The organism is Nocardia sp. NPDC003693 (assembly GCF_053981095.1).
On the sequence record NZ_JBSFNO010000030.1, the window covers coordinates 13,784 to 36,705 of the forward strand.

General features: G+C 69.1%; 18 protein-coding genes. 13 read left to right on the top strand and 5 right to left on the bottom strand.

The features are described from left to right. Positions 1–109 precede the first annotated feature (109 nt). Both leuA and ACWDOP_RS27785 read left to right on the top strand, forming a co-directional pair. The gene (gene leuA / locus ACWDOP_RS27780) at positions 110–1,912 is read left to right on the top strand and encodes a 2-isopropylmalate synthase (protein WP_454204634.1); all 1,803 of its coding nucleotides are present in this window, start codon (positions 110–112) and stop codon (positions 1,910–1,912) included. Between the two features lie 616 nt (positions 1,913–2,528). Continuing rightward, positions 2,529–3,875, top strand: coding sequence for a MinD/ParA family ATP-binding protein (locus ACWDOP_RS27785; protein ID WP_456347442.1), 1,347 nt, complete (start codon positions 2,529–2,531; stop codon positions 3,873–3,875). A 72-nt stretch (positions 3,876–3,947) separates the two neighbouring features. On the opposite strand, the gene ACWDOP_RS27790 is transcribed toward ACWDOP_RS27785, so the two are convergent. Continuing rightward, positions 3,948–4,850 (bottom strand): LysR family transcriptional regulator, encoded by a 903-nt coding sequence (locus ACWDOP_RS27790; protein ID WP_454204820.1) that lies wholly within the window; start codon positions 4,848–4,850, stop codon positions 3,948–3,950. Positions 4,851–5,717: 867 nt separating this feature from the next. Here ACWDOP_RS27790 and ACWDOP_RS27795 point away from each other — a divergent pair. The 7 genes from ACWDOP_RS27795 to ACWDOP_RS27825 all read left to right on the top strand — a co-directional run bounded on the left by ACWDOP_RS27795 (position 5,718) and on the right by ACWDOP_RS27825 (position 14,064). Further along, positions 5,718–6,701 carry an EamA family transporter gene (locus tag ACWDOP_RS27795; RefSeq protein ID WP_456347398.1) on the top strand — a complete coding sequence of 328 codons (984 nt, stop codon included), beginning with the start codon at positions 5,718–5,720 and terminating at the stop codon, positions 6,699–6,701. Positions 6,702–6,729: 28 nt separating this feature from the next. Further along, positions 6,730–8,502, top strand: coding sequence for a hydroxysqualene dehydroxylase (locus ACWDOP_RS27800; protein WP_456347399.1), 1,773 nt, complete (start codon positions 6,730–6,732; stop codon positions 8,500–8,502). Between the two features lie 73 nt (positions 8,503–8,575). Next, complete coding sequence (locus tag ACWDOP_RS27805; RefSeq protein ID WP_454204637.1) at positions 8,576–9,196, top strand: pyridoxamine 5'-phosphate oxidase family protein; 621 nt, start codon at positions 8,576–8,578, stop codon at positions 9,194–9,196. Between the two features lie 125 nt (positions 9,197–9,321). Next, positions 9,322–10,569, top strand: coding sequence for a MurT ligase domain-containing protein (locus ACWDOP_RS27810; protein WP_456347400.1), 1,248 nt, complete (start codon positions 9,322–9,324; stop codon positions 10,567–10,569). Further along, positions 10,566–11,276: a type 1 glutamine amidotransferase gene (locus ACWDOP_RS27815; RefSeq protein WP_456347401.1), complete on the top strand. Its 711-nt coding sequence runs from the start codon at positions 10,566–10,568 to the stop codon at positions 11,274–11,276. Before ACWDOP_RS27810 ends, ACWDOP_RS27815 begins: the two co-directional genes overlap by 4 nt. A gap of 291 nt (positions 11,277–11,567) precedes the next feature. After that, on the top strand, positions 11,568–13,142 hold the full coding sequence (locus ACWDOP_RS27820; protein ID WP_456347402.1) for a GMC oxidoreductase: 1,575 nt from the start codon (positions 11,568–11,570) through the stop codon (positions 13,140–13,142). A 139-nt stretch (positions 13,143–13,281) separates the two neighbouring features. Further along, positions 13,282–14,064 carry an ion transporter gene (locus ACWDOP_RS27825; RefSeq protein ID WP_456347403.1) on the top strand — a complete coding sequence of 261 codons (783 nt, stop codon included), beginning with the start codon at positions 13,282–13,284 and terminating at the stop codon, positions 14,062–14,064. Positions 14,065–14,078: 14 nt separating this feature from the next. Here ACWDOP_RS27825 and ACWDOP_RS27830 read toward each other — a convergent pair whose 3' ends face one another. Together ACWDOP_RS27830 and ACWDOP_RS27835 are read right to left on the bottom strand one after the other, a co-directional pair. Continuing rightward, a complete protein-coding gene (locus ACWDOP_RS27830) occupies positions 14,079–15,296 on the bottom strand; it encodes a low temperature requirement protein A (RefSeq protein WP_456347404.1) in 1,218 nt (405 codons plus the stop codon). A gap of 100 nt (positions 15,297–15,396) precedes the next feature. Next, positions 15,397–15,954 (bottom strand): SRPBCC family protein, encoded by a 558-nt coding sequence (locus ACWDOP_RS27835; protein WP_454204643.1) that lies wholly within the window; start codon positions 15,952–15,954, stop codon positions 15,397–15,399. Between the two features lie 375 nt (positions 15,955–16,329). Here ACWDOP_RS27835 and ACWDOP_RS27840 point away from each other — a divergent pair, with 375 nt between their 5' ends. From ACWDOP_RS27840 to ACWDOP_RS27850, 3 genes are all read left to right on the top strand, one after another. Further along, entirely contained in the window at positions 16,330–16,905 is a 576-nt protein-coding gene (locus ACWDOP_RS27840) for a dihydrofolate reductase family protein (RefSeq protein ID WP_456347443.1), read from the top strand. A 110-nt stretch (positions 16,906–17,015) separates the two neighbouring features. After that, positions 17,016–18,281 carry an aspartate kinase gene (locus ACWDOP_RS27845; RefSeq protein WP_456347405.1) on the top strand — a complete coding sequence of 422 codons (1,266 nt, stop codon included), beginning with the start codon at positions 17,016–17,018 and terminating at the stop codon, positions 18,279–18,281. Between the two features lie 3 nt (positions 18,282–18,284). Beyond that, entirely contained in the window at positions 18,285–19,319 is a 1,035-nt protein-coding gene (locus ACWDOP_RS27850; protein WP_454204647.1) for an aspartate-semialdehyde dehydrogenase, read from the top strand. Positions 19,320–19,385: 66 nt separating this feature from the next. On the opposite strand, the gene ACWDOP_RS27855 is transcribed toward ACWDOP_RS27850, so the two are convergent. Next, on the bottom strand, positions 19,386–19,673 hold the full coding sequence (locus ACWDOP_RS27855; protein WP_456347406.1) for a hypothetical protein: 288 nt from the start codon (positions 19,671–19,673) through the stop codon (positions 19,386–19,388). 167 nt (positions 19,674–19,840) lie between these two features. Here ACWDOP_RS27855 and ACWDOP_RS27860 point away from each other — a divergent pair, with 167 nt between their 5' ends. After that, entirely contained in the window at positions 19,841–21,100 is a 1,260-nt protein-coding gene (locus ACWDOP_RS27860) for a helix-turn-helix domain-containing protein (protein WP_456347407.1), read from the top strand. A gap of 36 nt (positions 21,101–21,136) precedes the next feature. Here ACWDOP_RS27860 and ACWDOP_RS27865 read toward each other — a convergent pair whose 3' ends face one another. After that, positions 21,137–22,489 (bottom strand): serine hydrolase domain-containing protein, encoded by a 1,353-nt coding sequence (locus ACWDOP_RS27865; protein ID WP_456347408.1) that lies wholly within the window; start codon positions 22,487–22,489, stop codon positions 21,137–21,139. Positions 22,490–22,922 lie beyond the last annotated feature (433 nt).

Below are 22,922 nucleotides of genomic sequence, written 5' to 3' on the forward strand. Positions count from 1 at the left end.
TTTGCCGCCGCGACGGGGTCTGATTCGGACTGGCCTCCCGTCGCGGGTGCCAGTCGTGCCGGTCTAAACCCATACCTGGGATCCAGCCACACTTCGGAGATAAATCGCTATGTCACCCGCTGATGCGTTCGTATCCGGCTCGCGCTCCATCACCGCGCCGAGCAAGCCCGCGCCCGCCGACCAGCCCGCGTGGAACAAGCAGAAGAACTCCTCCATGCCGGTGTTCCGGTATCGGCCGTTCGCCGAAGAGGTCGAGGCGGTGGATCTGCCCGACCGCACCTGGCCGGACAAGGTCATCGATCGCGCTCCCTCCTGGTGTGCGGTGGATCTGCGCGACGGCAACCAGGCGCTCATCGACCCGATGAGCCCGGCCCGCAAGCGCCGCATGTTCGACCTGCTGGTCCGTATGGGCTACAAGGAGATCGAGGTCGGCTTCCCGTCCGCCTCGCAGACCGACTTCGACTTCGTCCGCGAGATCATCGAAGACGGCGCCGTGCCGGACGACGTCACCATTCAGGTGCTGACCCAGGCCCGCGCCGAGCTGATCGAGCGCACCTTCGAGGCCTGCGCCGGCGCCCCGAACGTCATCGTGCACTTCTACAACTCCACCTCGATCCTGCAGCGCCGCGTCGTCTTCCGCGCGGACCGCGACGCGGTGAAGAAGATCGCCACCGACGCCGCGACCCTGTGCCTGGAGATCGAGCAGCGGCACCCGGACACCAACTGGCGCTACGAGTACAGCCCGGAGTCCTACACCGGCACCGAGCTGGGCTACGCCAAGGAGGTCTGCGACGCGGTCTCGGCGATCATCGCGCCGACCCCGGACAAGCCGCTCATCATCAACCTGCCCGCGACCGTGGAGATGGCGACGCCCAACGTCTACGCCGACTCCATCGAGTGGATGCACCGCAACCTCGAGCGCCGCGACTCCATCGTGCTGTCGCTGCACCCGCACAACGACCGCGGCACCGCCGTGGCCGCCGCCGAACTGGGCTACCAGGCCGGCGCGGATCGCATCGAGGGCTGCCTGTTCGGCAACGGCGAGCGCACCGGCAACGTGTGCCTGGTGACCCTGGGCATGAACATGTTCAGCCGCGGCGTGGATCCGCAGATCGACTTCTCCAACATCGACGAGATCCGCCGCACGGTCGAGTACTGCAACCAGCTGCCCGTGGCCGAGCGCCACCCGTACGGCGGCGACCTGGTCTACACCGCGTTCTCCGGATCGCACCAGGACGCCATCAACAAGGGCCTGGACGCGATGAAGGCCACCGCCGACGCCGCGGGCTCCGATGTCGACGACATCACCTGGGAGGTTCCGTACCTGCCCATCGACCCGAAGGACGTCGGCCGCACGTACGAGGCTGTCATCCGGGTGAATTCGCAGTCCGGCAAGGGCGGCGTCGCCTACATCATGAAGACCGATCACGGGCTGGTGCTGCCGCGCCGGCTGCAGATCGAGTTCTCGCAGGCGATCCAGAAGATCACCGACGGTGAGGGCGGCGAGGTCACCCCGAAGGAGATGTGGGACGTCTTCTCCGAGGAGTACCTGACCCCGATCCTGCCGCTGGAGCGCATCCGCCAGAAGGTCTCGGCCTCCGAGCTGGACGGCGGCGTCGATCACATCGAGGCCGTGGTCAAGGTCGACGGCGTCGAGCAGGCCATCTCGGGTGAGGGCAACGGGCCGCTCGCGTCCTTCGTCGACGCGCTGGGCACCATCGGCTACGAGGTCCGCGTCCTGGACTACAGCGAGCACGCCATGTCCTCCGGTGACGACGCGCAGGCCGCCGCCTACGTCGAGTGCGCCATCGGCGAGAAGGTCACGTGGGGCGTCGGCATCGCCACCTCCATCACCACCGCCTCGCTGCGCGCGGTCGTCTCCGCGGTCAACCGCGCGGCCCGCGCGAACTGACACCGAAGTCTCGACGAGCCCGCTCCGATTGCCGGGGCGGGCTTTTCGATACCGGGCGAGTTGATTTCGCGGGATCGGGGTAACCCGCGGGGGTACGCCTCGCATCGCCGGCCGCACCGGACCGCGGGCTCGCACGCGGGGCGGGCCGTGGCCCCGGGCCATGCGCTGAAGATTCGGAGAGGCGGGACAGCTGCTAGCGTTGTGCTTGCATTAGCGCCGAGCTCTCTGTTCGAGCTGTCGAGCAGATGGGGGACACGTGACCACGAACGATCAGAATTCGACTTCGAAGCCGGGGTCGTCGGTGGATGCCGACGATCTCGAGCCGGACGAACGCGCGTCCGCCGGTGCGGTTCCGCCGGAATCGGGCGAATCCGCCGAGGCGGAGCAGCCGGGCGCGGGGTTCTTCCCACCGGTTCCGGATTCGATCGACCAGACCGTGCACCTGGGCGCGGGTGCGGTGCCGCCGTTCGCGCAGCCCGGTGCGCCGGGTGGCTTCCCGCCGGGACCCGAGGGCCCGAATCCCTTCGCGCCCGGCGGATTCCCGCCGCAGGGCGCCTACGGCGGGCCGTTCGCGACCGGCCAGCAGCCGGGGTTCCCGCCCACCGGCAACTACCAGATGCCCGACTCCGGGCAGTTCGCGCCGCCGCCGAATCCCGGTGCGCCGGGCGGTTTTCCGCCGGGTGAGGCGTTCGGCGAGGTCCGTGAGGAGACGCCGTACGGGGAGATCCGCCAGGAGATCGGCAGTGACGGCATGGTGCGCCGGGTGTTCCCGGAGCAGCAGCCGGATCCGGGCGGGCAGTTCGGGCCGCAGGGTCAGCAGCCGGGGCCGCCGGGCCAGTTCGGGCCGGGCGCCGACGCGTCCGGGGCGCCGATCTACACCTGGTCGCCGCCCCCGCCGGTGCAGCAGCAACCGCCGCAGGGGCCGCCGCCGGGATTCCAGCAGCAGGGCTGGAACGGGCAGCCGCCCCAGGGGTTCGGGCAGCAGCCCGGTTTCGGCCAGCAGCCACCGCCGCAGGGCAATTCGGTCAACGACCTGAATCTGCTCAAGCGCGCCCGGCGCGCGCCGCGCAGCGGGTGGCGCCGGACGGTGCACAAGGCATCCGGCGGCATGATCAACCCGGGTGAGTCGCCGGCGGACGTCGTCTACGGCCAGCTGGTGGACCGGGTGAATCAGCCGGTGCGCGGTGATTACCGCATCGCGATCCTCTCGCTCAAGGGCGGTGTCGGCAAGACCACGACCACGGTCGGGCTCGGCTCGACGTTCGCCTCCCAGCGCGGTGACCGCGTCATCGCCATCGACGCCAACCCGGACCTGGGCACCCTCGCCCACCGGGTGCCGAGACAGACGCGCTCCACGGTGCGAAATCTGCTGGAGGACAACCACATCAGCCGGTACTCCGATGTTCGCGCGCATACCTCGCAGGCGCCCAGCCGCCTCGAAGTGCTTGCCAGCGAACAGGATCCGGCGGTGTCGGAGGCGTTCAGCGAGGCCGACTACCGCAAGGCCATCGGCATCCTGCAGCAGTTCTACAACATCATCCTCACCGACTGCGGCACCGGTCTGATGCACTCGGCGATGTCCGGCGTGCTGGATATGGCCAGCTCGCTGGTGCTGGTGACCTCGCCCGCCATCGACGGCGCGCGCAGCGCGTCGGCGACCCTGGACTGGCTCGACCACCACGGCTACCACAAGCTGGTGGAGCGGACCGTGGTGGTGGTCAACGCTTCTCGCAAGGGTTCCTCGACCGTGGACCTGGATCAGCTGCGCAAGCTGTTCCTGGACCGGACCCGCGCGGTACAGGTGGTGCCCTTCGACGATCACCTCGCCGAGGGTGCCGAGATCGACCTGGAGCTGGTGAGTAAACCGACCCGCCGCGCCCTCCTCGAACTGGCCGCGATGGTGGCCGACGATTTCGGCTACCACGCCGCCCAGATAGGCCGCGGCCAGCAGCCTCCGCGCTAGACCCACCCCGCCCGACCCGGCCCCGCCTCGCTGCCGAGCGCGGGGCCGACCCGTGCCCGGAGGGGTTCGGGGTCAGGGCGTTTCGGTGGTTACCGTGCGGGCGGCGGCTTGGAAGGCGGACAGGACGGCGGCCACGGCGGGGCGTTTCTCGGCGTGGGGGCGGGTCGCCAGGTCGTAGAGGCGGGCGGCCCGGACGCCGGTCAGGCGGAGCATCAGCAGGTCGGGGTGGCGGACCGCGTAGTGGGGCATCAGGGCTATGCCGTAGCCGTCGGCCACCAGGGCCTCGATGACGGTGAAATCGTTGAGGCGCTGGGCTATTCGGGGTTGTACGCCGGTGACCGTCGCGATGGAGCGCAGGACGTCGTCGACCGGGAAGCCGCCGCGCACGCTGATCCAGGTCTCGTCGGCGAGCTCGGCGGGCATCACCGTGGCATTGCGGGCGAAGCGATGGCCGGGGCCGACGACCACGTCGATCGGTTCGCGCATCAGTACGCGCGAACTCACCCGCGCCCCGCCGACCGAGGGTGAGCGCTCGTCCCGGTGGGTCAGCACCACGTCGTAATCGGCGAGCAGGCGCGGCACCTCCGACGGCGGCACGTCCTCGTCCCGGGCGACCACCTCCACCCCGCTCGCGGCCAACTCGGTCAGCACGTGCGGCAGCAACAGCGCTGCGCCGGAAGGGAACAGCGCCACCCGCACCTGCCCGCGCGCGGATCCCCGATACGAGGCCATCTCCGCCGCGGCGCGCTCCACGGCCGCCAGCACCTCGTCGGCCCGCACCACCAGGGCACGCCCCGCGTCGGTGAGCCGCACCCGCCGCCCGTCCGGCTCCAGCAGCGGCACCCCCGCCTCCCGCGCCAGCGCCTTCAACTGCTGCGATACCGCCGACGGCGTCATGGACAGCGCCGAGGCCACCGCCGCCACCGTCCCCCGGTCCGCCAGCTCCCGCAGCACCCGCAGTCGCTCCACCGACATGAGCGCCCCCGAGCCGCTCTCCGCCGCGCTCGAATCCGCCACCCGCCCATTGTCTCCCGTACGCGGGCCCCCGTGTTCGGCCGCGCCCGAACGCCCTTCGCGCTCGGCACCGGGGCGACGGTCTTCACCGGGGGATACCGGCCGACGGATCGAATCGGTGTCGGCGGCCGATGCCGAAACATGCTGGTGGGCAGACGGATCGGAAGTCTCGTCTGAGAGGGGACCGATGTGCGCCGCGGCGGGATTGCCGGGGCTGGGAGATAGTGGTTCGCCTTCCGGTGCGGTGCCGGTGGGGGGTGGTGAAACCTGTTCTTGCCCGGGCCTTTCGGGGGCTTCGTTCGATCGGGTGTCGGTGGGCGACGCCGGGGCGGGAGTGGACGGTGGAACGCCGGTGGGCTCGGACTTTTCGGGGGCTTCGCCGGAGCAGGTCGCCATGCCTGTGTCACCGACTACCGGGGAGGGGAGTGCGGTGGCATCCTGCGACGGGAGGCCTGCCCTCGGGGGGATCGGGGTGGCGGTCGGCGGGGTCGTGGGGACGCGGCGGGGGCGGACCGTGGCGGTGCCCCGGGTCGGCGGAGTGGCGGGGGAATCCGTGGGGGGTACCCGGCGGGCGGGATCGGGGGACTGGCCGGAGGCGGCTCGGGGGGTGCCTGTTGTGCGACGGCCGGGGGCGGGGACGCGGCGGGGGCGGGGAGTGGCGGTGGCCGGATCGGAGGAGGCCGGGATGCGGCGGGGGCGGGGGACCGAGCGCGGGGGTGTGGCGTCGTCGGCGAGGGGATCCGGGTGGTGCATAGGTAAGTTTTACTACAGTATTGATGCAGAATTATTCGATTGTTCTTACCTATTGGTCGTCGGATGATTCCCGGTATGACGAATCGGGACCGGGTGCTGGGGCTGGCGGTGGTGGTGCTCTGGGGGTTGAACTTCCTGGCGATCCGGGTCGGGCTCGATCATTTTCCGCCATTCTTCTTCGCGGGGCTGAGATTCGCTGTCATCGCGGTGCCGGTGCTGCTGTTCGTGCCCCGGCCGGCGGTGCGGTGGCGGTGGCTGCTGCTGTACGGGGCCGGGTTCGGGATCCTGCAGTTCGCCTTCCTGTTCAGCGCCATGCGGGCGGGGATGCCGACGGGCCTGGCCTCGCTGGTGCTGCAGTCCTCGGCGCCCTTCACCGTGCTGCTCGGCGCGGTGCTGCTGCGCGAGCGGCTGCGCGGGGTGCAGCTGTTCGGCATCGCCGTCGCGATGGCGGGCATGGCCGTGATCGGCTGGGATCGCATGCAGCACGCGGCCCTGCTGCCGCTGCTGCTGACCCTGGCCGGCGGGCTGGGCTGGGCCTTCGGCAACATCGGATCCCGGCTCGCCGCGGCCGAATCCACCGGCGTCAACCCGCTGCACCTGACCCTGTGGATGACCGTCGTGCCGCCGCTGCCGCTGTTCGCCCTGTCCGCCCTCACCGAGGGACCGGGCACCGGCTGGCACGATCTCGCGGCCGCGTTCGGCCCGGGCGGGTGGCCCGCGTTCGTGGCGCTGGCGTACATCGCGCTGCTGGGCACCATCGCCGGTTCGGGCCTGTGGACCTATCTCATGAGCCGCTATCCGGCGGGCACGGTCGCCCCGCTGTCGCTGCTGGTGCCGGTGGTCGGCATCGCCGCGTCCTGGTTCTTCCTCGGCGAGAACCCGTCGGCGGTGGCGCTGGCGGGCGCGGTGATCGTGATCGCGGGCGCTTTCACAGCAACCTCCGGGACATCCCCGCGCCGGGTCCGGCGGTTCCGCCGCGCCGCCGCCGCGCCGCGACCCGAGACCCCGGGTACGGAAAAGATCACCCCTACCGACCCGGTGCCCGTTCCCGCTGCCTAGGATTCCTCCCAGGCGTGGGAGGTAGGGAATGACTGGACAGCGTATGTCCGTCGCACGGCGGTCGGTGCTGCGCGGCGCCGTCGCGGCGGGGGCCGCGGTCGGCGCACTGTCGGCGACCACCCTGCGACCGACCCCGGCGGCGGCCGCACCCGGCCGCAGCGTCGCGGTCCTGGGCGCGGGCCCGGCGGGCCTGACCGCCGCGCACGAACTGGCCGAGCGCGGCTTCGAGGTCACCGTCTACGAGCGCCGCGCGCTCGGCGGCAAGGCCCGCAGCATCGCCGTCCCGAACTCCGGCCGCGACGGCCGCCCGGACCTGTGGGGCGAGCACGGCTTCCGCTTCTTCCCCGGCTTCTACCGCCACCTCACCGACACCATGCGGCGGATTCCCTTCGGGGACAACGCGAACGGCGTGTGGGACAACCTGGTCGCCGCCCCCGAGGCCCGCTTCTCGCGGCGCGGCGCCGACGACACCCTGCTGCCGCTCGGCCGCGCGGGCAAGCCCTGGACCACGCCGGACGACTTCCGCGAAACCGTCAGCTCCGCCATCTCGACAACCACCAAGATGGGCCAGGCCGACGCGCTGTACTTCGCCAATCGCCTGCTGGTCTTCAATTCCAGCTGCGACGCCCGCCGATACGGTCAGTGGGACAAGATCTCCTGGCGCGACTACGTGGGCGCGGGTCACCGCTCCAACGAGTTCCGCATGCTGCTCTCGCGCACCCTGACCACCCTGCTGGTGGCGGCCAAGGACGATCTGGCCAGCACACGCACCATCGGCACGATGGGCGAGCAGTTCCTGGGCAACCCCTTCGAGATCGCCAACGACGGCCCGCTGGACCGGCTGCTGGACGGCCCGACCAACGAAGCCTGGATCGACCCGTGGGTGCGGCGGCTGCGCGAACTCGGGGTGAAGTTCGCCGGCGCCGAGGTGCACGGGCTCGAGGTCGCCGACAACCGCATCTCCGGCGCCCGCGTGGTCACCACTTCCGGTGTGGCGCAGACGATCACGGCCGATCACTTCGTGGTGGCGCTCCCGGTGGAGGTGGCCCGCACCCTCTGGTCGCCGGAAATCCTCACGCGCAGGCCGGAATTGGCGGGCATGAGTCAGCTCACCGTGGACTGGATGACCGGCATCCAGTTCTTCCTGCGCACCCCCTCCGCGATCGCGCGCGGGCACGCCGCCTACGTGGATTCGCCCTGGTCGCTGACCTCGATATCGCAGAACCAGTTCTGGACCCGCACGCCCATGTCCGGACTCGGCGACGGCACGGTGCAGGACTGCCTGTCGGTGGACATCTCGGACTGGAACACCCCCGGCATCCTGTTCGGCAAGACCGCCAAGGAGTGCACGCACGACGAGATCGCCCGCGAGGTCTGGGCGCAGTTGCAGGCGCACCTCAACGACAAGCAGATCCTGCTGCGCGACGAGGACCTGCACTCCTGGTTCCTGGACACCGGCGTGACCTGGAACGCCGCGCAGCGCCGCAACGAGAACGCCGACCCGCTGCTGATCAACACCGCGGGCTCCTGGGCGCTGCGCCCGGAATCCCATCGCGCCGAACTCGAAAACCTTTTCCTCGCCGGAGATTACGTCCGCACCAAGGTGGACCTGGCGACCATGGAGGGCGCCTCGGAGTCCGCCCGCGCCGCGGTGAACGCCCTGCTGGACGTGACCGGATCCACCGCGCCCCGCTGCGCGCTGTTCACCCTCTACCGCGCGCCGGAGCTGGATCCGTTCCGGCAGCTGGACGAGGCGAGATACGCGGCCGGGCAACCGAACCTGTTCGACGTACCGCTCTGAGCCGGCCGTTCCGCCGGGCCGGTTCGTCACAAATCACTGGTGCGGCGGGGTGTCGCGGGCGTTCAATCGAGGCATGAGCGAGATCACCGATCCGGCCGAACTGCGTGCGCTCATCGGAACGCCGACGCCGCGCGCCGTCGCCAAGGAACGCGACCACCTGCACGCCCGGGACCGGGAATGGATCGCCAACTCGCCCTTCGTCGTGCTGGCCACCAGCGACGCGAGCGGCCGCTGCGACGCCTCCCCGAAGGGCGATCCGCCCGGATTCGTGCGCGTGCTCGACGATCGGACCATCGCCGTTCCCGAGCGCCCGGGCAACCGCCGCGTGGACGGCTACCTCAACATCCTCGGCAATCCGCATGTGGGCGTGATCTTCTTGATTCCCGGGCGCGGGGAGACCCTGCGTATCAACGGCCGGGCCCGGCTGGTGCGCGACGCACCGTACTTCGACGACATGGTCGTGAAGGGGCATCGGCCGATCCTGGCGGTGGAAGTCGACGTGGAGGAGGTTTTCCTGCACTGCGCCAAGGCCTTCCTGCGCAGCGGGCTGTGGCAGCCGGACCGGTGGCCGGTCGACACGCTGCCCAGCCAAGCCCGGCTGGTGAAGGAACTGATGCCCGATACGCCGGAAACCGTGGAGCAGCTGGAGGAGTATTACTCCGCGGCCTACGAGGCGAAGCTCTACAACACCTGACGCGCGGCGCCGACACCCGGCGCCCGGGAACGCCGTGACCACGCGCCGCGTCTGAGGCGCACCTCACGCCGAAAGCCGTGACACCGCCTGCGCACCCGGCGCACCGCACCAATAAACTCGCGATCGTGGCAGACATCTCGGTACGCGGAAAGCTGGCGCTGCGGGCGGCGACGGCGGCGTCGTGGGCTTCGCAGAAAGCCGGACGCGGTAAAGGATCGATGATCGGCGGCCTCATCGCGCTGAAGATCGACCCGACGATCATGACCCAGCTGGGGCGCGAGCGGCGCACGGTGCTGGTCACCGGCACCAACGGCAAGTCCACCACCACGCGCATGACCACCGCGGCGCTGCAGACGCTCGGCGAGGTCGCCACGCAGGCCGACGGCGCGAACATGGACGCCGGGATCGTGGCCGCGCTCACCGCGAATCGCACCGCGCGCCTGGCCGCGATCGAGGTGGACGAACTGCATCTGCCGCACGTCGCCGACGCGCTGAATCCGGCGGCGGTGGTGCTGCTCAATCTCTCCCGGGACCAGCTGGACCGGGTCGGCGAGATCAACATGATCGAGCGCCGCCTGCGCGCGGGTATGGCCCGCCACCCCGACGCCGTGCTCATCGCCAATTGCGATGACGTGCTGATCACCTCGATCGCCTACGACCATCCCAACGTGGTGTGGGTCGCGGCGGGCAGCGGCTGGGCGGTCGACGCCACCAGCTGCCCGCGCAGCGGCGAGCCGATCATGTGGGAGGGCGAGCACTGGTACAGCACCGGCGCGGATTTCCAACGCCCGGAACCGCAGTGGCGCGTGGACGAGCACGCGCTGCACGGCCCCGACGGCCTGGAAATCCCGCTGGCACTTGCGCTTCCGGGCCGCGCCAATCGCGGCAACGCCGCCCAGGCGGTGGCCGCTGCCGTCGCGCTCGGCGCCGACGCGCACGCGGCGACGGCCGCCGCGGGCACCGTGCGCGAGATCGCGGGCCGCTACCGGACCGTCGAGGTCGGCGGCCGCACCGCGCGCCTGCTGCTGGCCAAGAATCCGGCGGGCTGGCAGGAGGCGCTGTCCATGATCGACCCCGCCGCAAAGGGTTTGGTGATCGCGGTGAACGGGCAGGTGCCCGACGGCGAGGATCTGTCCTGGCTGTGGGACGTGCGGTTCGAGCATTTCGAGGGCACCCAGGTGGTCGCCGCGGGTGAGCGCGCCACCGACCTGGCCGTGCGCCTGACCTACGCGGGCGTCGAGCACACCACCGTCGCGGATCCCTTGCGCGCCATCGCTTCCTGCCCCGCCGGGCAGGTGGAGGTGCTGGCCAACTACACCGCGTTCCGTGACCTGAACCGCGATCTCGACGAGAAGGCGAGCGTCCGCGCATGAGCGAATCGACCGTCCGCATCGGCCTGGTGCTGCCCGATGTCATGGGCACCTACGGCGACGGCGGCAACGCCCTGGTCCTGCGGCAGCGGCTGCGCATGCGCGGCTACGCCGCCGAGGTCGTCGAGATCACCCTGGCCGACGAGGTGCCGGACTCCCTCGACATCTACACCCTGGGCGGCGCGGAGGATTCCGCGCAGCGCCTGGCCACCCGCCACCTGGTGAAGTTCCCCGGACTGCAGCGCGCGGCCGGCCGGGGTGCGCCGGTGCTCGCCATCTGCGCGGCCATCCAGGTGCTGGGCCAGTGGTACGAAACCTCGTCCGGGGAGCGGGTGGACGGCGTCGGCCTCATCGACGTGACGACCTCCCCGCAGGACAAGCGCGCCATCGGCGAGGTGGCGACCGCCCCGCTGCTGCCGGAGCTGACCCAGGCCCTGACCGGCTTCGAGAACCACCGTGGCGGAACCAAACTCGGCGGCGACGCCACCGGTCTGGCGCGCGTGACCAAGGGCGTGGGCAACGGTGTCGGCGACGGCCTCGAGGGTGTGATCCAGGGTTCGGTCATCGGGACCTACATGCACGGCCCCGCGCTGGCCCGCAATCCCGAACTCGCGGACCTGCTGCTCACCCGCGCGCTGGGCGTCGACTCCCTCGACCCGCTGCCCATGCCCGAGGTGGATCAACTCCGGCGCGAGCGCCTGCGCGCCTGACGCGGTTCGAAACCTCCGGCCGCCCCCAGCCGAAGTCGCACGCGCGGGGGCGGTGTGCGTGCGCCACGACACGGTCTCGGCGGCCGGAATAGATCTGGCGAATTGTCGGCTACCGACCGATTTCTATCGGGCATAGCCGACACGTATGACCGAATTGTTCGGCTCGTCGCATGTGTTGTTGGACCGGCGACCGAACGGTAATCTCGCGCGCGGCCTACTTGATGAGGGAGGTGGCCGGTGCGGAGGCGCGCTCTACTGAAAGCTGCCGGTTTTGCGGCTTTTGTCGCCGGTATGGGATCGGGGGCGGCCGTGCGCGGCCCCGGTACCGCGTCGGCGAGTCCGTTGTGGAACGCGCTGTTCGAGCGGTGGGTGCCGGAAATCTTCGCGCCGCTGCCGGATCCGCCCGAGCACTCCCAGGCGATCGTGATCGGGTCCGGCTTCGGCGCCGCGGTCACCGCCCTGCGACTAGCCGAGGCCGGCGTGCAGAACACCGTGCTCGAGCGCGGCTCACGCTGGCCCAACGACCCGCAGCGGGAAATCTTCACCGGCGACGACCTGCCCGACGGCCGCGGGTTCTGGCACCGGACCAGCTTCACCGGTGTCACCAAGGTGCCCATGGCCTTCGCCGATTTCGGCGGCGTGCTCGACGTGGTCGACTACCCGGGCATCGACGTGTGGCGCGCGGCCGCGGTCGGCGGCGGCTCGATCATCTTCTCCGGCGCCATGGTCGCCCCGCCGAAGCACCTGTTCGACAGCGTCTTTCGCGGCGTGGTCGACTTCGGCGAGCTGGAGAGCGTGTACTACCCGCGGGTGCGGCAGATGCTGCGGCTGAGCCCCATGCCCGCCGACATCTACAACTCCGCGCCCTTCGCCCACTCCCGGGTCTGGGATCAGCAGGTGCGAACCGCGGGTTACGAACCGCTGGCCAATGATTCGATCTTCAACTGGGACGTGCTGCGCGCCGAACTGGCCGGCACCACCCGCGCCTCGGCCACCGCGTCGCGCAGCAACCTCGGCAACTCGAACGGTGCGAAGTTCGATCTCGATCAGAACTACCTGCGCTACGCCGAGGCCACCGGCCGCAGCGCCATCTTCCCGGGCCACCGCGTGGACTCGATCGCCCAGGACGGTTCCGGCAAATACGTGGTGACCGTGTCCAAGCTCGCGCCCACCGGCGTGGTCCTGCGCACCCGCACCCTCACCTGCGATCGGCTGTTCCTGGGCGCCGGATCGATCGGCACCTCCGAACTGCTGGTCCGCGCCCAGGCCACCGGCGCCCTGCCCCGGCTCAACGAGCACATCGGCGCGGGCTGGGGCACGAACGGCGACGTGGTGCTGGCCCGCAGCGCCGATTCGCTGAGCGCCACCGGCGGCGGCGTGCCCAGCGCCAGCCGGATCTTCGATGATTCGGCCGTCCCGCTGACGCTCGAGAACTGGTACGTCCCCGGCATTCCCGTCGACACCGGCGCGATTGCCTCGCTCGGTATGGTGCTCGACCCGACCCGCGCCCGCTTCGGCTACGACAGCGCCCGCAACGCGGTCGGCCTGAGCTGGAACGCCGGGGTGCAGGATCAGGTGGCCGCCGCCTGCCGGGCCGTCGACCAGCGCATCGCGCAGCGCTCGGGCGCCCTGCTGGACTACGCCCCGATCGGCTACGACGCCAACGCCTTCTTCACCGCCCATCCGCTCGGCGGCGCGGTGCTCGGCCAGGCGACCGACGGGTACGGCCGCGTCCACGGGCACCCGGGGCTCTACGTGATGGACGGCGCGGGCCTGCCCGGCAGCTCGGCCACCGTCAACCCGTCGCTGACCATCACGGCCCTGGCCGAACGCAATATCGAGGCGATCATTCGCGCGGGCAGCTGAGCGCGTAGCGGAAATACCTGCGCAGAAACGCTTTTCGCGCTCGCCGGCCGCCCCTCGGACCGGCCGTCGCGGAATCGCGCACCGAGCCGGGTACGGCCACTACGCTGGCGCGGGACCGTTCGATGTGGAAGGGGTCGGCGTGATCGAGGCGAGCGCACCGCGGGACGTGGAGTACCCGCGTAAGCCACCGGCCCTGTGGACGGACTTCCTCATGCTGGGGCTGGCGGTGATCTCGGTCGTGCTGGTCGCCTGGATCACGTTCTTCCCGGTCGGCGGGGACACCTACCGGCTCATCCAGATCGCGGACTACACGATCTGCGCGATCTTCGCGGCCGAGTTCTGCTGGCGCTGGCGGCGGGAGGGCTGGAACTGGACCTTCCCGTTCGTCTACTGGTACGAGGTGCTGGGCATGATCCCGGTGACCAGCCCCTTCTTCCGCGGCTTCCGGCTGCTGCGGGTGATCGTGATCCTGGTCCGGCTGGCGCGCGTGGCCGATCGGGCCTTCGGGGACCGGGTGACCGCGGCGATCGTGAATCGGTCGGTCGGCGCGATCGTCGACACCGTGAAGCGGCCGGTGACCATGGCGGTGCTGGACGAGGTCGCCGAGGTGCTGCGCACCGGCCACTACGCCCGCAACATCGCGAACGCGCTGGAGGAGAACCGCGGCGAGATCGATCAGATGATGGTCGAGTTCATTCGCCAGGACCCGCAGCTGGGCCGGGTCCGCTACCTGCCGTTCCACGAGGACATCATTCGCGGCGTCGCCGACGCGAGCTTCCGGATCATCTTCCGGGTGCTCGCCGACGAGCGCACCGACGAGCTGGTCGCCGATGTGCTGCGGGAGAACATCAATCAGATGCGCGAGGCCGTCCGCGAGGGCGTCCGCGTGAGCGAATCGGTGGATCACCGGTTCGACCGCTGATCCACCTTTCACCCTCACGCTTCGGCGTGCGATCCGTGCCGGATCTCCTCGCGCGGTTCGCGATAGGAGATGGTCTCCCACAGGATCAGCGCGCCCAGCACCACGAACAGCATTGTCAGCGAGGCCAGGGCGGGCAGCGCCGCCGCGAGCGGGATCAGCACCAGCAGCAGGACGACGGCGAGCAGCCGGTGCGTACTCAGCTGCCGGGTCGCGTAGTACTTGAAGCCGACGAGCGCCAGCAGGTACAGCACCACGCCGCCGTACAGGCAGTACAGCGGAATTCCGTACAGCGCGTCGGAGAGCCGGTGGTCCTCCGCGTCGCCGACGTAGTTGATCACCTTCTTCATGCCGAGCGAGAGCGCGATGACGCCGACGATCATGGGGAAGTGCCAGTAGGTGTAGCAGCCGCGGGCGATTCGCACCCGGCGCGTTCCGGTGGAGTGCGCCAGTTCGTGTTCCACGGTCAGCGCGGCGACGTCGAAGTATGCCCACCACAGCAGGCCCGAAATGGCCAGTCCCAGCATCGATCCCAGCGCGATGGGCCAGGAGATCGGCAGGCCGGCGACCCCGACGCCGATGGAGACGATGGATTCGCCCAGCGCGATGATGATGATCAGCCCGTAGCGTTCGGCGAAGTGCTTGGCGGAGTTGAGTCGCCACTCGTTGCCGGCCAGGCTGGTCCAGAGCATGTCCCCGGCGAGCGCCGCCAGCCACAGCAGCAGTTGCGCGGTCTCGCTGGTGAGCGCGCCGATGGTCAGCAGGGTGCCGGAGATGGTGAGCGACCCGGCGGCCCAGCGCACGACCTGGTGTCGCAGTTGCGCGTCCTGCGCGCTGGCGAGCCAGAACATCCACAGGTGGACCAGGCGCACGAGCAGGTACGCGATGACGAAGACCAGTGGCGCGTACCAGCCGCCGGGCAGGTCGTGGAAGGCTTCGGGGATCGTGAGCGCGATGAGGAACGCGCCGCCCATGGCCACGAAAATGCCGACGCGGGCGATGCCCTCGTCGGCCTTGATGACATTGCCGAGCCAGGAGTAGGCGATCCACATCCACCACAGCAGCATGAGGATCAGCAGTGAGCGCAGCATGTTGACCGCGGTGGTCTCGTGCGCGGCGAAGTCGGTGACCATGGTGAAGGCGAACACGATCACCAGGTCGAAGAATAGTTCCAGTTGGGTGACGGAGGCGTTCTCGCCGACCCTCGTCAATCGTGATCGTTGCGCACCGGGCATGTGGGACATAGTGCAGGGCCCGGGGCGTCAATGACAGTGCAGCGGACGCGTGTTCGCCCTCGGCGTCACCGCGGCTCCCGCGGCCTGCCGCCCGTCGCTGTTACGCGGTGCCGAACTTCGGCTCGAATCCGTGGCCGTAGTTGAGCTGCTGCGCGTAGCTCGCGGGCTCGTAGGGCGCGGGTTCGGCGTACGGCTCCTCGACCTCGCCGAGTCCTTCGACGCCGGTGACGGCTTCGACGAAGGCGATGAAGTTCTCGATCATGGCTTCGCCCTCGCGGCGCGCGGTGCGCTTGAGGAACATGCCGGGCGCGGGGATCGGCAGGTAGATCTCGGAGTGGTACCAGACCTCGGTGCCGCCGTCCTCGGTCTCGGCGACGTCGAACCAGCCCTGGCCGCCGGCCCCGGCGCTGGACTCGGTGACCTTCCAGGCGACCCGGTTCTCGGTGCAGGTGTACTCGACGACCTGCCGATCTGGCCGGCCCATGAGGTTCGCCGAGATGTAGGTTCGCTTCGGTCTGCCCATCTTGTCCCGGGTCGCGACCCGGACATCCGAGTGGGAAGGCGACCAGTCCGGCAGTTGCTCGACCATGAGCAACGCCTCCATCACCTGATCGGGATCGATGTCGATGACGAATCGGTGATCAGTCTTAGTACGCATTCCAACCCTCCAGCTTCGGGGCCTGATTGTGACCAGCGTCGCTCGCCGAGTCAACTGTGTCCCAGGCCGCTCGAACCCGCCTGTTTCGACAGGTTTGCGAATATCCCTGGCCGCCAACGTAATAGGCATCTCGGACAGGTGGGGGAGAAATTTCGGCCGGTCAGCTCTGAAACGTGACTATTTCTCTGGGCTTGACGGGCTCGCCTTCACCCCCTGTCACCTGTTCCATCGCGCCGTGACGGGGTCGCGGCGGTGTTGCTCGACCGTCCCGTTCCTCGATATCGCGGGTTTCCGAATCCGGTGTTGACACCACTCCAGTCGTAGTACTACATTCAAACCACTTCAAACGTGGCACTACGGGTTGGGCAGTACAGCATGCGAAACCTCACCTATTTCGTCGGCATGTCCCTCGACGGCTACATCGCCGCCCCCGACGGGGACATCAGCGACTACCAGGCATCGCCCGACTTCTGGACCTGGCTGGCGACCGACTACCCGGAAACCCTGCCCGCGCACGTCCGGCCGCACTTCGGTGTGCCCGAGGGCGCGGCCAACGCGCACTTCGACACCCTGGTCATGGGTCGGGGCACCTACGAGCCCGCGCTGGCGGTCGGCATCGCGAGCCCGTACCCGCACCTGCGGCAGTACGTGGTCTCGACGACGCTCGGCGAGATCGCCGACCCGGGGGTGGAACTGGTGGAATCGGACCCGGTCGGGCTGATCCGGCGCCTGAAGAAAGAGGACGGACAGGGCATCTGGCTGGCGGGCGGCGGCAAGTTCGCCGCCCAGGTGCTCGACGAGATCGACGAACTCGTCATCAAGCAGTACCCGGTGCTGCTGGGGGACGGCGTGCGGGCGCTTGCCGGAAATTTCCGGCCGACCGGCTTCCGGGTCGAGCGGCGGCGGGAATTCGACAGTGGTGCGCAGGTCACCTGGCTCACTCGCGCCTGATCAGCTCGGTGAGATTCCGGTTGCCGGGAGGTGGCCGAAAATCTCGTGACCTGGGCCGGTAGTCTTGTGGATCGGTAGCAGCAGTTAGTCGATCTTGGAGGATTTCCGCCGTGGCTCTCGTCGTCCAGAAGTACGGAGGATCCTCGGTCGCCACCGCCGAGCGCATCCGCAGGGTTGCCGAGCGGATCATCGAGACGAAGAAGCAGGGCCACGATGTGGTCGTGGTCTGCTCGGCGATGGGTGACACCACCGACGAACTTCTCGATCTGGCCCAGCAGGTCGCCCCCGCGCCGCCCGCCCGCGAAATGGACATGCTGCTCACCTCGGGTGAGCGCATCTCCAACGCGCTGGTGGCCATGGCGATTCACTCGCTCGGCGCCGAGGCGCGGTCCTTCACCGGCTCGCAGGCCGGTGTCATCACCACCGGCGCGCACGGCAACGCGAAGATCATCGACGTGGCGCCGGGCCGGGTGCAGGACGCGCTCGCCGAGGGCACCATCGTGCTGGTCGCGGGCTTCCAGGGCGTGAGCCAGGACAGCAAGGACGTGACCACGCTGGGCCGCGGCGGCTCGGACACCACCGCCGTCGCGCTGGCCGCCGCGCTCAATGCCGATGTGTGCGAGATCTATACCGATGTGGACGGCGTCTTCAGCGCCGATCCCCGGGTCGTCTCCGATGCTCAGAAGCTGGACACCGTCTCCTACGAGGAAATGCTGGAGATGGCCGCCTGCGGCTCGAAAGTTCTCATGCTGCGCTGCGTCGAGTACGCGCGCCGCTACAACGTGCCGGTGCACGTCCGTTCCTCGTACACGGACAAGACCGGCACCCTGATTACCGGATCGATGGAGGACATCCCCTTGGAGCAAGCAATCCTCACGGGCGTCGCGCACGACCGCAGCGAGGCCAAGGTGACCGTGATCGGCATTCCGGACGAACCGGGCTACGCCGCCAAGGTGTTCCGTGCCGTCGCCGATGCCGAGATCAATATCGACATGGTGCTGCAGAACATCTCGAAGGTGGAGACGGGTAAGACCGACATCACCTTCACCCTGCCCAAGCTGGACGGCCCGCGCGCGGTCGAACTGCTCACCAAGCGCCAGGGCGACATCGGCTTCTCGCAGGTGATCTACGACGACCACGTCGGCAAGGTGTCCCTCGTCGGCGCCGGTATGAAGTCGCATCCGGGCGTGACCGCGACCTTCTGCGAGTCGCTCGCCGACGCGGGTATCAACATCGATCTCATCTCCACCTCCGAGATCCGAATCTCGGTGCTGGTCAAGGACACCGACCTGGACGAGTCCGTGCAGGTGCTGCACCGGGCGTTCGAGCTCGGCGGCGACGAACTGGCCGTGGTGCACGGCGGAACGGGGCGCTAGATCATGGGACTGCGGGTAGGAGTCGTCGGCGCGACCGGTCAGGTCGGCGCCGTCATGCGAAAGCTGCTGGAGGAGCGCAACTTCCCGGTCGACGAGATCCGGTTCTTCGCCTCCGCGCGGTCGGCGGGCAAGATCCTGCCGTTCCGCGGTCAGGACATCGTGGTCGAGGACACCGAGACCGCCGACCCGACCGGCCTGGACATCGCACTGTTCTCCGCGGGCGCGACCATGTCCCGGGTGCAGGCGCCGCGTTTCGCGGCCGCCGGCGTCACGGTCATCGACAACTCGTCGGCCTGGCGCAAGGACCCCGAGGTCCCGCTGGTCGTGTCCGAGGTCAATCCCGAGGCGACCCGGAACCTGAAGAAGGGCATCATCGCCAACCCGAACTGCACCACCATGGCCGCCATGCCGGTGCTCAAGGTGCTGCACGACGAAGCGGGCCTGCGCCGGCTCATCGTCTCCAGCTACCAGGCGGTGTCCGGTAGCGGCCTGGCCGGCGTCGAGGAACTCGCCACCCAGGTGCGCGCGGTCATCGACAACGCCGAGCAGCTGGTGCACGACGGTTCGGCCGTGGAGTTCCCGGCCCCGAACAAGTACGTCGCGCCCATCGCCTTCGACGTGATCCCGCTCGCGGGCGCGCTGGTGGATGACGGCTCGGAGGAGACCGACGAGGATCAGAAGCTGCGCAACGAGTCGCGCAAGATCCTGAACCTGCCGGACCTGCTGGTCAGCGGCACCTGCGTGCGCGTGCCGGTCTTCACCGGGCACTCGCTGTCGATCAATGCCGAGTTCGCCGAGCCGATTTCGGTGGAGACCGCCAAGAAGCTGCTCGCGGGCGCCCCCGGCGTCAAGTTGGTGGACGTCCCCACCCCGCTGGCCGCCGCCGGCGCCGACGACTCGCTCGTCGGCCGCATCCGCCAGGATCCGGGCGTGCCGGACGGCCGCGGTCTGGCGCTGTTCATCTCCGGCGACAACCTGCGTAAGGGCGCCGCGCTGAACACCATTCAGATCGCCGAGGTCCTGCTGGCGAATCGCTGAGATTCCACGTGAGTCCGAGAACGGGCCGTTCGATCCATCAAGGATCAAACGGCCCGTTTTCTCATTTCAGTCGGTCCAGAGTTCGGCGCAGGGGAGTGGGGGAAGTCGGTTCGGGGCCGACGTCTCTATGGTGACTTCAATGCGATGGGGGCGCAGATGTGCCGCGAGTCGTTCGGCAATTGTGTGTTCGGCGCGGTAGTCCAAGACCATGCCGCCCGGAAAGCGCAGGCGCACATGGACTTCACGCGTTTGCGGTGCGGCGGTCAACAGCCACCTCTTGTGTCGGATTTGGTGCGTCGTGTCCTCGGTAAACGATAAACACAGAAAAATTGCGGTGCAATAAGAAAAATACATGTTCCATACTGTGCGCCGTAAGCTCGCCCTGTCTGGAATCCTTGTCGGCAGATCTCATAGGGGAAGGAGAAGTTCCCATCGGGAAGGAGAAGGGCATGGTAGACATCGGCGAAACACGCGGGCGGTGACGGCCGGGAAAGCCGATCAGGCAGAAGGAGTTTGACCCGGTGGCCGAAAGTACCCTAGGGGCACGGGTAGCGGAGTTGCGCCGGCGGCGGGGACTATCGCAGAAAGAGTTGGGCGCCGCGATCAGGCGCTCGGAAAGCTGGGTGTCACAGGTCGAGCGTGACGTGCTGCCGGTCGAGAGACTGTCGGTACTACAGCGTTTGGCCGATGTACTCGGCGTGGCGGTGCGAGATCTCAGACCGGAGGCGGCCGAACCCCTGGCCGCCGATCGCGGTGATGGGCGTCGAGCGGGGTCCGCCGTTTTCGAACAGCTGCGACTGTTGCTCACCGGACATCCGGCATTGGAGCAAATCCTTGGCGACTCGGAAGTGAGACCGGTCGATCGCGAGTCGGCCGACGAGTTGCCGGGGCTGCGGGAGCGGGTGGATCTGGTTTGGCGGCTGGCGCACGAGTCTCGGCTCGTGGAAGTCGGCAGCAGCCTGCTGGAACTCATCCCGGATCTCGAACACGCGGCGCGGAGCGATTCCGCGAAGCGGCCGGAGGTGCTGACACTGCTGTCACGCGCCTACCAGGTGGCCGCGACCGCGTTCACCAGACAGGAAGAAGTGGATGCGGCCTGGGTTGCCGCGGATCGGGCGCTGACAGCGGCCGAGGAATCCGGCGACGCGCTCAGCGTGGTGGCCGGAACGTACCGCATGGCACAGGCTTTCCTGCGGTTGCAGCGACTCGAGCAGGCCGAACAGGCGGCTCGGGTCTCGGTGGCCGCGTTGGCGCCGCAGGTCGGTCAGGCCGGCGGCGATGATCTCGTTCGTCCGGAGGTGTTGTCGCTCTACGGTTCTCTCCAGCTGATGCTGGCGGTGATCGCGGCGACGGACGGGAACAGAACGGCGGCCCGCACGGGATTGGCCGCGGCGCGTGCCGCCGCGGCGCGACTCGGTGAGGGGCGCAACGATTTCGACACCGAATTCGGTCCGACCAGTGTGGCCGTGTACGCGGTCGCGGTGGCGGTCGAGCTCGGTGACGCGGGCGAGGCGCTCGATACCGCGCGCACCGTCGACGCGTCCGTGCTCTCACCGGAGCGGCAGGCGCGTTTCCTGGTGGATGTCGCACGCGCGCACGCGCAACGGCGGCAGGCATCGGAGGCTCTGGAGTCCCTGCTCAACGCCGAGCGGCTGACCCCGGAGTACGTGCACAACGATCATCGTGCCCGGGAGGTGGTGCGCGACCTACTACAGTTCGCAGGCCGGCGTCCGGCCGATGAACTGCGTGATCTCGCGGGCCGCGCGGCCGTGACACCCTAGTCGGCACCCCTCGGTTCGGGGACCGGGGGCGTGGGGTCAGCGGATTCCGGGTGTGCGCGGATCCGGGCCGAGGCATGCCAGCAGCAGGCAGCCCGGCGGCGCGTCGCTGAACGGCGGCGCGAGCGGAATGTCCAAGCAGGACAGCACGGTACAGCCGGGATAGGCGGCGGGACCGAGGCCGAACACGGCCAGCGCGATATCGGTGTCGATGTAGTCGCCCGCGTTCAACTGCGCCGGAGGTTCCACGAACGGGCCCGGCGCGGGGACCGGGCTGTCGGTCATGGCGGCGAAGAGCCTGCGGAAGAACTCGTACGGCACCTCCACCCCGTGCTTCAGCAGACCGCCCGGCACCTGCGTGGTGTGCACGCCGAACAGGCCGGTCCACACCACGGTGAGATCGAGGCCGGGCAGGAAGTACACGTGCTGCAGGCCGAAGCCGGACATGGAATAGGCGTCCGCGGGCAGGAATTCGGGATTCTCGGCGCATCCGGGGCCGGTCCAGAACAGGAAGCCGTAGCAGGGGTCGGTGTCCGAGGGCGCGGTGGCGCGGCGCAGATACTCGGCGGAGATCACCTGCCGGTCGTGCCAGCGCCCGCCGGCGGCGACCAGCAATCCCAGTCGCGCCAGGTCCAGCGGCGGCAGCAACAGGTGCGCGTAGCCGTAGGTGTGCCCGGATCGATCCCGGGCCCAGTAGTAGTCGCCGCGCTCGATGCCGATGGGGCCGAACAGTTCCCGCTGTGCGAACTCCTGGAGCGGGCTGCCGACCGCGAGTTCGAGAACGTACGCGAGCAGGTCCACATTGCGCTGGCTGTAGGTGAACACCGTGCCGGGCGGATCCGCGAAGGGCACCGCGAGCGCCTGCACGGCACTGAAGGGGTCGATGGGAACGACCCCGGTAATCCCCTCGGTGACGACGCCGACTCGCAATCCGGATGTTTCGGTGAGCAGATTGCGCACCGTAATGGCGCGGTGCGCGGCATCGCCGAGTCCGGGTGGCAGATATTCGCCGATAGCGGCGTCCAGATCGAGTTGTCCGCGATCCCAGGCGATTCCGGCCAGTAGCGAAACGACGCTTTTGGTGACGCTCCAGACATTCCAGGGAACCGATCCGGTCAGTTCGTTGAAAGGGCCCTCACCGATCAGGCAATTGTGCCGAAAGATCTGCACATTGGCGCGATTACGACCGGCCGCGAAAGTGAGGGCATCCGCGAGCAGTATCGGGTCGAATCCGGCTTCTTCGGGAGTTCCGCGTTCGAATTCCCGCCCTATCGGTTGCGCGCATCGCGATGAGGCCGGGGCGGCCCCCGCCGCACCGCTGCCGAAGAACACGCTGCTCGCCGTCATCGCCACCGCTACTGCGCCGGCCAGCCCCCTGCGCTCGCGCACCATATTTTTCAGGCTAACTCGCGGCGGGCGCCGCGAGCCGTTGAATCAGTCCGTCCGCGTGGCGAATTGCGCCGGGCCGTGACGGCGGGCCCGGAACAGCAAAACGCCGCCAGACGGGGGTGACTGGCGGCGTCCGCTCGCGGCACGAATGCCGCGAAGAGAAGTCGACGCCCAACAAGCGCCTCTCGGCGAGTGGTCGCTCGTAGCGACTGATGGGTGCGGCCCGGGGCTGTTTCCGACGCCGACAGAACTCATCAACCGGGGCCCGGCCGGATCTATTCCACCGCGGCGCGTGTGATGTGGGCAACGTGCGGAATCCGGTCGCGCCGCGGGTGCGCGCCCGCTAACGTGCGAAGCCGCACGGCCATTCGGATAGCGCCCGCCACACCGCACCACAACTGTTGTCGGCGTCACGGTTTAGCATTCGGGCCGAACA